The organism is Moorena sp. SIO2C4, assembly GCF_010672485.1.
Lineage (GTDB): Bacteria > Cyanobacteriota > Cyanobacteriia > Cyanobacteriales > Coleofasciculaceae > Moorena > Moorena producens.
In genome coordinates, this window is the sequence record NZ_JAAHGN010000145.1 from 1 (window position 1) to 10,435 (window position 10,435).

Consider the following 10,435-nt stretch of genomic DNA (forward strand, 5'->3'; position numbering starts at 1 on the left):
TAATTGAAAGTCTTGGGAAAACCCCCATTGCGCGTAGCGCATAGGCTATCAGCTAATGCGCTACGCGCACGCTACTTGAGGTGCTTATGCGCTACAGATGGTGCTATTTGAAGTGCTAGCAGGCGCTTTAACTGCACGGGGTCGGATGAGTAAAACAACCAGGGATTTTCAACCAACCGTACTAGCCCCCCCAGCTTGTTTACTAGCTCCCGTTGATTACCTGACGGCTGACAGCTGATAGCTGAATGCTTACAACTATTAAGCAAAACTATTGGTAGAATGCAGTTTTTGGTTTAAATGCAGCCTGGTCTGATCTTGTGTCGATTACACAAGTGTGTCTTTTATGTAGATGGTGGAGATTGCACACTAGATTATTTTCTACCATGATAGATTTTGGATCTGTTTTGAAATTATGTCACTTTAAAAAGTGGCATAGTTAAATGCTATTATAAAAATCAGCTGCTATAATGTAGCCGGTTTTAATTCGGTAAGGTATAGGAAAGGGAACAGGGAATAGGGAACTTCGGATCAAAAATTATCACAATTCCTACACGGATTGCTAGAGATTTTTCTAGTTATCATAGGAAGCGATGCAGAGGTGCGACCCGTGGCGAATTTAATTCGCCAACGGAAAAAGCACCATTACGGTCTTGGGGGTTTCCCCCATGAGCGACTGCATCAAGACAATGCTTATCTATTCTGTAAACCCTACAGCATGTCGAATCAGACTTATAACTGGCAGCGATTTTGGTGTTCTCCCTCTGAGCGCTTCGATTTAGGCTATGATGGTTACTTATGCGATCCAGACGTTAAATCGGTCAACGGTTACAATCCCAATCCTAAGTTGGTAACCTTTAGGGAAATTTCTGAAATACCCTGCCTCATACTCCTCGGTGAACCGGGCATCGGCAAGACTCAAGCCATGAAGGAGGAAGAAGATAAGGTGACTGCTGAGCTTGAAAATACAGACGATGAAATTCTGTCACTTGATCTTCGATCAGTTTCTACGGAAGATAAACTCAATAAGAAACTGTTTGAAAGCCCAAAATTTATTAGGTGGCAATCTGGTAGCCATGGCCTTTCGGCCACGCTACGCGAACGGCTCCACATATTTTTAGATAGTCTTGATGAATGCCTTTTACGACTAGAAACAGTGGCAGCAATTTTAGTTGATGGGCTTAAGGATTATAAGGAACATGTTAACTGTTTAACTCTTCGGATTGCTTGTAGACCAGCGGTATTACCATCTGTGCTTGAGTCAGAACTAAAGGAAATTTTTGGGGAAGATTCCCTAGGAATATATCAGCTAGTTCCACTTCGTCGTAAAGATGTTGTTAAAGCAGCAGAAGCTAACGGAATTGCTCCAGAATCTTTCTTAGAAGAAGTTTCTATAAAAAACCTTGTGCCCCTAGCTATCAAGCCGATCACCCTAAACTTTCTGATGAAGAGTTACGGTGATCGTGGTCAGTCTCTCGAAAATAAGAGGATTGATGAAATTTATCTTGATGGCTGTCGCTGTTTATGCGAAGAAAGTAATTCTAGCCGTCGTGACTCACGTGCTATGGGTGGTCTCGATCCAGACCAGCGCCTGATCATTGCTGCTCGGATTGCGGCTGTTACAATTTTTGCCAATCGATTTGGTGTTTGTAATGGAACATATGCAGATTGTGCTCCATCTAAAGATGAGCTAGTTCTAATTGAAAATCTCTGCATTGAGACCGAAGTTGCTAATAGCAAAAATTTTGATATCACTGAACCAGCTATCAAAGAGGTTTTAGATACTGGCTTGTTTTCATCCGGTGGTGAAAAGCTGATAGGGTGGTCTCATCAGACCTATGCTGAGTTTCTAGCAGCATGGTATTTGAAGGAACATCATGTATCTGTCTCCTTATTCCAGAGTCTTTTCTATTTATCTAAGGATGAAGACCCTGAGCATAAATTGATTCCTCAGCTCCATGAAACTGTTGCATGGTTAGCCACCATGATACCTGAGATACGTGAGGTAATTCTGACAACGGATCCTGATGTGTTACTTCTGAGCGATATACCTCCAGAGCCTAGTTTGCAAGAAGCGGTGGTTTCAAATTTATTGATGGAGTATGAGCAAGGAAAACTTTTAACTCAAACAATAATAATTAACTACCGCTTATACGAGAAACTAAAACATCCTAACCTTGCGGAACAGCTTCGTCCATATATTGTGGATGCAAGTAAGGCAATTGATGCACGAGATACAGCTATCAAGATTGCTGAAGTTTGTGAAGTGAATAAACTCCAAAATGAATTGGTTACCTTAGCAACTGATTCAGAGGAAAAAATTGAACTTAGGATTAGTGCTGTTCAAGCTATTGGGGAGATTAGAGATAAGAATTCAAGACTCAAACTCAAGCCGTTAGCCCTTAATCCGCTTCCGGAGGATGAGGACGACAGGCTTAAGGGTTGTTGCCTACAAGCACTGTGTAATAATAAGCGCAATTATTTGACAGATGATGAGTTGTTTGATGCCTTAACTCCTCCAAAAAAAATAAATCTTGTTGATAGCTCTTACCAACGGTTTCTCAAGAATACACTTGTACCAATGCTTCAAGAAAAATGGCGGAGGGAACCAAGATTAAAATCTGATTTTCTAAAAGAAGAGGGTAAGAGTATGAAGCTTTTAAAAGCACTAGTTAATTTAGTGATGATTGAATCGGATCCTCTATTAGAATTTGTATTAAATTTAATAGGAGATATCTACCTAAAACCTAGACTTGCTGATCACGATCAGGATTGGATGCAAGATGAAGTGCTTAGGTCAAGATGGGAGAAACTACATAAACATTTTGCCCAGAGAATCTACGATACATTTAATCAAGATAATACAGAATCGATTGATAGGACTATTGAATGGTATTATAAGTTTGCTAATCCAAAATGGCTCTATGAGCAATTTCCTTCTTATTTTAATAATAGTGAACAGGGACAACTAGCTTCAAACAAAGCTGCGAATACCCGTCCTCAACAAAAATTATTAGAACCATCTCCTAGAGAGAGAGTTATTCTTTGTTTGGATCAATTAGACGATGGTAACTTATCAGCTTGGTGGCAGTTGAATCTGGAAATGACCCTAAAGCCATACAGCCGACACTATTCTAATGAATTTGAACCTGATTTAACTAAGCTTCCAGGGTGGAAAGAGGCTGATGAACCTACTCGGACTAGGATTATTGAAGGTGCCGAAAACTATATTATAAATCAGAAAGAGATAAATACTGATTGGATTGGTAAGAATAAAGTTAATTGGCCAGCCTTGGCGGGTTGTAGAGCATTTCTGTTGCTTCTAAATAAAGCTCCAAAGATTCTTGACAAGATTCCATCTGAAACATGGCGCATTGGGCACCTGTTATCATCGCTTTTCCTCTTGGAAACCTAGATTCTGACAACTTTTTAGAGTTAGTAAAGATAGTTTACTCAAAGGCTCGTGATCAGGTGTGTAAAACTTTGGATATTCTGATCGATCAAGAAAATCAGCAGTTTGACTCTATATCTAGAATTAGAATATTTAAAAAATGTTGGGATAAACATCTAAGTGATTTTATTTTAGAAAAGGCTCAAAATAAATCCATAAAGCCCAACTGTATGGGGGATCTGTTAGAAGAGCTTATCAAACATAGCTCGAATGAATCTAAAGAGAAAGCTAGAGAATATCTACAAACATTGAGCTCATTGCCATTGCCTTTGAAGAAAGATGAACGTGACAGAGTCATGATTGCCTTAACATTGCTATTCCGCTACCCAACTGCTGACCGTTGGTCTAGTATATGGTCGATTCTTGAGCAAGAACCAAATCTTGGACGAGACTTGATTGAGTCAGTTGCTTATCGCTATTATTCGTTTCCGGGTCACTTAGAGCTTAATCTTAATGAGAAACAGTTAGCTGATCTATATATGTGGCTGGTTAGGCAATATCCCTATCACGAAGATCCCGATCATAGTAATGGTGTACGTTATAATGTCAGTCCAAGGGATAAGGTGGCTAGATTAAGAGATGACATTCTACGGCAACTGGAAAATTTTGGAACCCCTCAAGCCTGTGATCAATTGGAGCGTATTTTTGGAAAATTTCCTGAACTACGTTGGCTTAAGCAAAGGCTGATATCTGCCAGGGATACCATGCGTCGTAAAACCTGGAATGCACTTGAGCCAAAAGACGTTATTAAGACGATATTATATCATGATCCCATAGTTAGTAAAACTGTGGGAGATAATCAAAGTACATATAATATAGATTTGTATAATGAAGGTGGTAATGTTTCCATCGGAGGAAAAGATATAACCAATATGGTTAAAAAGAAGACTTTCAACACGGATGGTGGCGATGTCATCACCAATTCCAATAACAAGAATAGAGGCAGTGTTAATAACAGCAAAACTATTACTACAAATAAAATCGGAAAAGGGAAACGCAATACTATCAAAGTCACTGACCCTAAAACCAACCCTAGCAGCGGAGATCTATGGAACAAAATCCTTGGGATTATGACAATTGTTGGTGTGGTTGCGGGAGTGATAGGATTATTCGGTAATGGGATATTTAACGAGCAAATAAAAAGATTTTTGGGAATAGATCAGCAACCGTCACTGTCACCAACGCCAACTGTTCCATCTCCTTCTTCAACTCCAGATAGTGAATAGCGATAATTTATAGCAAAGGAAGCAGGGAGTAGGGAGTAGGGAGCAGTGAAGTCATCAAATGTAAGAGGATAAAAATAATGTGTACCTGATTAGACTATAAACCGCTATAGTCTGATAGAAGAAGGTTTTTTATTTTTGAATGCTATACTAGCATAATTAATAATATTTAATTATAGCGTTTATTGAATTTATAACTTACGGTTATCAACCTCAAAGTCCCCATTTTTAATGGTGATTTAGGGCGATCGCTTTGTAGCTCATGGGATAGAAAATGGCTATATAGCGTTTTTAATAGCTATGAGCTACAGAGATGTTTTGGGTGCATCTCATTTTTGCTGTTTGACACAGTGGTGCGTTACGGGCAGCAACATAACCATTCCTACGAAGCGGAAAATTAGGCCCCCCTAACGCACCCTACGCAACTTTTTTACAAATATGAGATGCACCCGATGTTTGATGTTTTCCCTGTTCCCTGTTCCCTGTTCCCTGCTCCCTACTCCCTACTCCCTTTACCATAGTTTACAAAACTTTACAAACCTCCTCACCAAAATATCCGGGTTCACAAAATAAATTCTGCAAAGCTTACTAGACTAAAGTGCTGTCTATAGCGTTTCTCGATCAGATGTAAACCTAGGAGGTCTTTTTTTATTGTCGAATAAAACTCCCGATCTCTTCCCCCTCTTGCCTCCTCCCCTGATTGAGGGCGGTTAGGGGGAATTCCTCTTGCCTCTTGCCTTTTGCAGCAAGAAGCGTGTTTGCAACCTAGATACAAACGCTATATGCCTGACCCCTCAACTCTCCTACTACTAGCCTACAGCCACTGCAAAAATGCCACTGCTAGTCTTAACTACAGTCACAGCAGTATCTGCATGCCCACTGAGAAGCTCAACCAAGCCCCTGGGCAGTGGAAACCCCCCAATAGCATCAGTGCTCCAGAAGCGATCGCATTTGCTCAAAACTCTCGATTCAGTAATCTCAAAACAGTCCAGGGAAGGTATTCAGAAGAAATAGCCTTGCCCCCAACAGTGCGTTTGGGTAGCCAAGGGGAAGTTGTGACTAGACTACAAACTATACTGCAACAGTTGGGATACTACCAACAGCCAGTGGATGGTGTATACGGCTCCAATACCTTTGCTGCTGTCTCTACATTCCAGCAAGCACTAGGGTTGAATGCGGATGGTATAGTTGGACCAATAACCTGGATAACTCTACAACAATTGCACTCAGAATTTTTATCTGCTCAAGAGAGGGAGTTGATCGAGATTTCCCCAAATCAGCCAGAAACTAGAGGGGAACTCCAGGATACTATCATTGATAATTTTATTTCAACAGCAGAGTCTCCCTTAGCAAATCAATCGGTTAGTTCAACCCCCTTGAACGCCCTCTCCAATAAACCACTATACCTATGGTTGTTTGGCTGGGCAGTGGTATCTCTTGGAGGATGGGGAGTAATTGTACTACAGATAAACTATCATCGGCTTCCGATTCGGCTGAGGATAGGAAAATCCTCTACAAAAACAGGGCAACCTGACAATATTGTGCCCATAGAAGATAGCGAATCAAACATCTATTCAATGGATGATTTGCTAACTACCATCAGTGAGAGCGAGATAGACCAATCCTCAACCCCTGAAACAGTCTCTGAAACTGATGCTATAGAGGAAACTGTAGAGCAAAACAATCAAGACTTAAGCTTAGGGAAGTATGGTCTACTTCTGTTCACCAGCCCAGTGGCAACAAGCCCTAATAGTTTACCGATACAAGTTGAGGATAGTAAGGAAAATACAGCTAAGCTAAACTTGGCTAAATCCTCTACGTTGTTCTTGCCCTTAGATCAGATTAAATTTAAACAATCACCACCATCGATCGGTGAAGAGAATCTATCTTTCTCAGCTGTTTTGGAATCTCCTGCGGAAGGTCTCTACAGTTTTACCCACCCTTCTATATCGTCCGTTATTCAAGAATTGACCAACAGTGACTTAGTCGAAGTCGAAGCAGCTAAGGGGCGGATTCAACCTCTCAATAACTTCTTTACTGACCTGTATCGCCTTGCTCAAAACGCTAGCTTAGCTAACCAAAACCATCACCAAGATACCAGCACAAGTCAGGAAAATGTCCGCCGAACAGCCCAAAAGTCTGACCAAGCTGATCAACCTATCCCTGAGCAGATGAAACCAGGAACTGTAGTTGGTATCCTATCCCCGACTAACCCAAAAACAGGAGAACGGTATACCTACTCATTAATTGATGATGCTGGCGGGCGGTTTATGTTGACGGAGAATAAACTGGCTCTTACCGAGCAAAGCTTGATGAATTTCAAAACAGACACCAGCCATACCGTGATTGTCCGTCGCACTGATTCCAAAGGTATCTATGTTGATAAATCCTTTACTCTGCGTTTGAAGGCTGAGAACGAGTCAGCACCTCCTCAGCCCCCGGTTGAAAGCCAGAAGAAGGTATCCACTGAAACGCGATCGCTTACCAGTGTCAGCAGTTAATCAATTCAGGACTGACCGAGTAAGCCTACAGTTACAGGTAACTCTCAACTGATGGCACCAGCAGCAAAGATTGACCTTTGGTCACGCTACGCGATGAAGCGAAGCTTCCGCTAAAAGCGATTGGCCGTAGGCCACGCTACGCGAACGCAAATTTCTCAAAAGTGCATAAATTTGATAGGGTACCTAAATCAATTGTGATAATTTTTAATCTGAAGTTCCCTACTCCCTACTCCCTACTCCCTACTCCCTACTCCCTACTCCCTACTCCCTACTCCCTTTGCTATACATAGGTTTAGCTTAGCCGGATGCTACAAGTCGGGCATCAGCCATTTTTCTTCGGGTCTTGCCAAGATAAGCTAGAATTATTAAGAAATCTTTAGAAAAAATTTTAACTGCTGCTACCTATTTCCAGGCGCTGGTATGACTCTCCCAATTCGCAACGTTGCTATTATCGCTCACGTCGATCACGGCAAAACTACCCTAGTTGACGCTCTACTCAAACAATCCGGTATCTTCCGCGAAGGGGAAGACATTCCAGACTGCGTGATGGACTCCAACGATTTAGAGCGGGAGCGGGGTATTACTATTCTTTCTAAGAATACCGCCGTTCGGTACAAAGACATCCTAATTAATATTGTTGATACTCCCGGTCACGCTGACTTTGGTGGAGAAGTAGAGCGGGTATTGGGTATGGTGGATGGCTGCATCCTAATTGTGGATGCGAATGAAGGACCAATGCCTCAAACCCGATTTGTCCTGAAAAAAGCTCTGGAAAAAGGACTGCGCCCGATTGTAGTGGTCAATAAAATTGACCGACCCCAAGCCGACCCTTATGGTGCCATCGACAAAGTCCTGGATCTGTTCCTAGAATTAGGAGCAGACGATGACCAGTGTGAGTTTCCCTACCTATTTGCCTCCGGTCTACAAGGCTACGCCAAAGAAGATTTGGATGCAGAAGCGGTAGATATGCAGGCACTGTTTGAAGCAATTTTGCATCATGTTCCGCCACCAGTAGGAGACCCTGCTAAGCCCCTACAACTACAAGTCACCACCTTGGACTATTCTGAGTACCTAGGTCGGATTGTGATTGGCAGAATTCACAACGGAACCATTAAGGCCAGTCAACAAGCTGCTTTAGTTAAGGATACTGGGGACATAGTTCAGGCAAAAGTTACCAAGTTGATGGGATTTGAAGGACTCAAGCGAGTTGACCTAAAAGAAGCATCAGCTGGTTATATCGTGGCAGTAGCTGGGTTTGCTGATGCCAATATTGGTGAAACCATTACTTGTCCCAATGAACCCCAAGCCTTACCCCTAATTAAGGTAGATGAGCCTACCTTGCAAATGACCTTCTGCGTGAATGATTCGCCCTTTGCCGGTAAGGAAGGGGACTTTGTAACGTCGCGACAATTACGCGATCGCTTATTCCGAGAATTAGAAACAAACGTAGCACTACGGGTAGAACCCACTGACTCCCCCGATAAATTCCTAGTATCTGGTCGTGGAGAGCTACACCTGGGTATTCTGATCGAAACCATGCGTCGCCAAGGATATGAGTTCCAAGTTTCCCAACCCCAAGTGATCTACCGGGAAGTCAATGGTCAACCTTGTGAACCCTTTGAATATCTAGTGCTAGATGTACCAGAAGAAGCGGTTGGTAGCTGTATCGAGCGTTTGGGACAGCGCAAAGGGGAAATGCAAGATATGCAAGTAGGTGCCAATGGTCGCACCCAAATCGATTTTGTGATTCCTGCCCGTGGCTTAGTCGGTTTCCGGGGGGACTTCCTTCGCCTGACCAAAGGTGAAGGTATCATGAATCATAGCTTCCTAGAATATCGTCCCATGACTGGGGAATTAGAGACTCGCCGCAATGGAGTAATTGTAGCCTTTGAAGAAGGGATGGCTACCTTCTATGCCCTTAAAAATGGAGAAGACCGTGGTGTATTCTTTATTAAACCAGGCACCAAGGTTTACAAAAACATGATTATTGGGGAACACAATCGTCCTCAGGATTTAGATCTAAATGTCTGTAAAACTAAGCAGTTAACTAACCATCGTTCCGCGACTGGGGATGAATTAGTGCAGTTACAAGCCCCAGTGGAGATGAGTTTGGAACGGGCTTTGGAGTATATTGGACCCGATGAACTGGTAGAGATTACACCTCAGTCAGTTCGTTTGCGGAAGCTGTCTAAGAAGAAGTTGGCGAAGCAAGGTAAAAGGTAAGAATTAAGAATGTAGAATTAAGAATGTAGAATGTAGAATTGGGAATTAAGAATGTAGAATTGGGAATTAAGAATGTAGAATTGGGAATTAAGAATGTAGAATTGGGAATTTAGAATTTAGAATTTAGAATTGGGAATTCACCATTCTGCCTTCTGCCTTCTGCCTTCTGCCTTCTGCCTTCTGCCTTCTGCATTCTTCATTCTGCATTCTGCATTCTTCATTCTTCATTCTTCATTCTAAATTCTGCATTCTAAATGCTACATTCTAAATTCTTCATTCTTAATTCTAAATTCTGACAGACAACCTCCTAACCTTCATTCATCCAATCACGAGCCGAGGCGGAAGCATCTATACCACCAGTGCGCATCTGGCGTATCAAAGCCTGGGGATCAGGAGACACTTTAAGGGCTTCGGTGGGTGTGATTTTTTCATCAATTAGGTAGTTGTAGAGAGCCTGATTCATCACTTGCATCCCTTCAATGGTTTCAGTTTCCATCAGTCGGAACACATCCACATCTTCTCCCTTAAGCAGGTAATCCTGTACAGTTGGGGTATTGATTAAAATGTCATGAACCGCAATCCGACCCTTATCGATGGTTGGTACTAAGAGTTGGGCAATAACTGCCAACAGGGACTCAGCAATCTGGATGCGGATCGCTGACTGTTCATCAGGATTGTAGAGATTCAACAGACGGTTAATACTGCTGATGGCATTGCGAGTGTGTAGAGTACCCAAGACCAGATGACCGGTTTGGGCAGCTTGCAGGGCAGTATCAACTGTGATGCGATCGCGCATTTCCCCAATTAGAATTATATCGGGATCCTCCCGTAACACAGACCGCAGAGCGTGGTGAAACTCATGGGTGTGCAATCCCACTTCTCGCTGACTAATCAGGCACTTTCGGGAGCGGTGGACATATTCAACCGGGTCTTCAATCGTAACAATATGTTTGTACTCTGTTTCATTGAGATGGCGAATCATAGCCGCAAGAGTGGTTGATTTACCTGATCCTGTCGGACCGGTAATTAAAATAATTCCC

The 10,435-nt window shown here is 42.4% G+C and carries 6 protein-coding genes; 5 read left to right on the plus strand and 1 reads right to left on the minus strand.

From position 1 onward, the window contains the following. Positions 1-607: 607 nt before the first annotated feature. From F6K20_RS10560 to typA, 5 genes are all read left to right on the plus strand, one after another. The gene (locus F6K20_RS10560) at positions 608-3,412 is read left to right on the plus strand and encodes an NACHT domain-containing protein (protein ID WP_287294618.1); all 2,805 of its coding nucleotides are present in this window, start codon (positions 608-610) and stop codon (positions 3,410-3,412) included. Then, complete coding sequence (locus F6K20_RS10565; protein WP_287294620.1) at positions 3,364-4,674, plus strand: hypothetical protein; 1,311 nt, start codon at positions 3,364-3,366, stop codon at positions 4,672-4,674. The genes F6K20_RS10560 and F6K20_RS10565 overlap by 49 nt, the downstream gene beginning before the upstream one ends. A gap of 755 nt (positions 4,675-5,429) precedes the next feature. Further along, positions 5,430-7,172 carry a peptidoglycan-binding domain-containing protein gene (locus tag F6K20_RS10570; RefSeq protein WP_131826877.1) on the plus strand — a complete coding sequence of 581 codons (1,743 nt, stop codon included), beginning with the start codon at positions 5,430-5,432 and terminating at the stop codon, positions 7,170-7,172. Positions 7,173-7,249: 77 nt separating this feature from the next. Further along, positions 7,250-7,462 (plus strand): hypothetical protein, encoded by a 213-nt coding sequence (locus F6K20_RS10575; RefSeq protein ID WP_131826878.1) that lies wholly within the window; start codon positions 7,250-7,252, stop codon positions 7,460-7,462. 130 nt (positions 7,463-7,592) lie between these two features. Further along, a complete protein-coding gene (gene typA, locus F6K20_RS10580; RefSeq protein ID WP_008190216.1) occupies positions 7,593-9,395 on the plus strand; it encodes a translational GTPase TypA in 1,803 nt (600 codons plus the stop codon). A 307-nt stretch (positions 9,396-9,702) separates the two neighbouring features. On the opposite strand, the gene F6K20_RS10585 is transcribed toward typA, so the two are convergent. Next, positions 9,703-10,435, minus strand: a 733-nt coding sequence (locus F6K20_RS10585; protein WP_287294622.1) for a type IV pilus twitching motility protein PilT, incomplete at its 5' end; no start/stop codon positions are given.

Bases quoted from the DNA above. Each gene is read 5' to 3' on its own strand.
- F6K20_RS10565 (WP_287294620.1), top strand. From the start codon at position 3,364: ATGGCGCATTGGGCACCTGTTATCATCGCTTTTCCTCTTGGAAACCTA.
- typA (WP_008190216.1), top strand. From the start codon at position 7,593: ATGACTCTCCCAATTCGCAACGTTGCTATTATCGCTCACGTCGATCAC.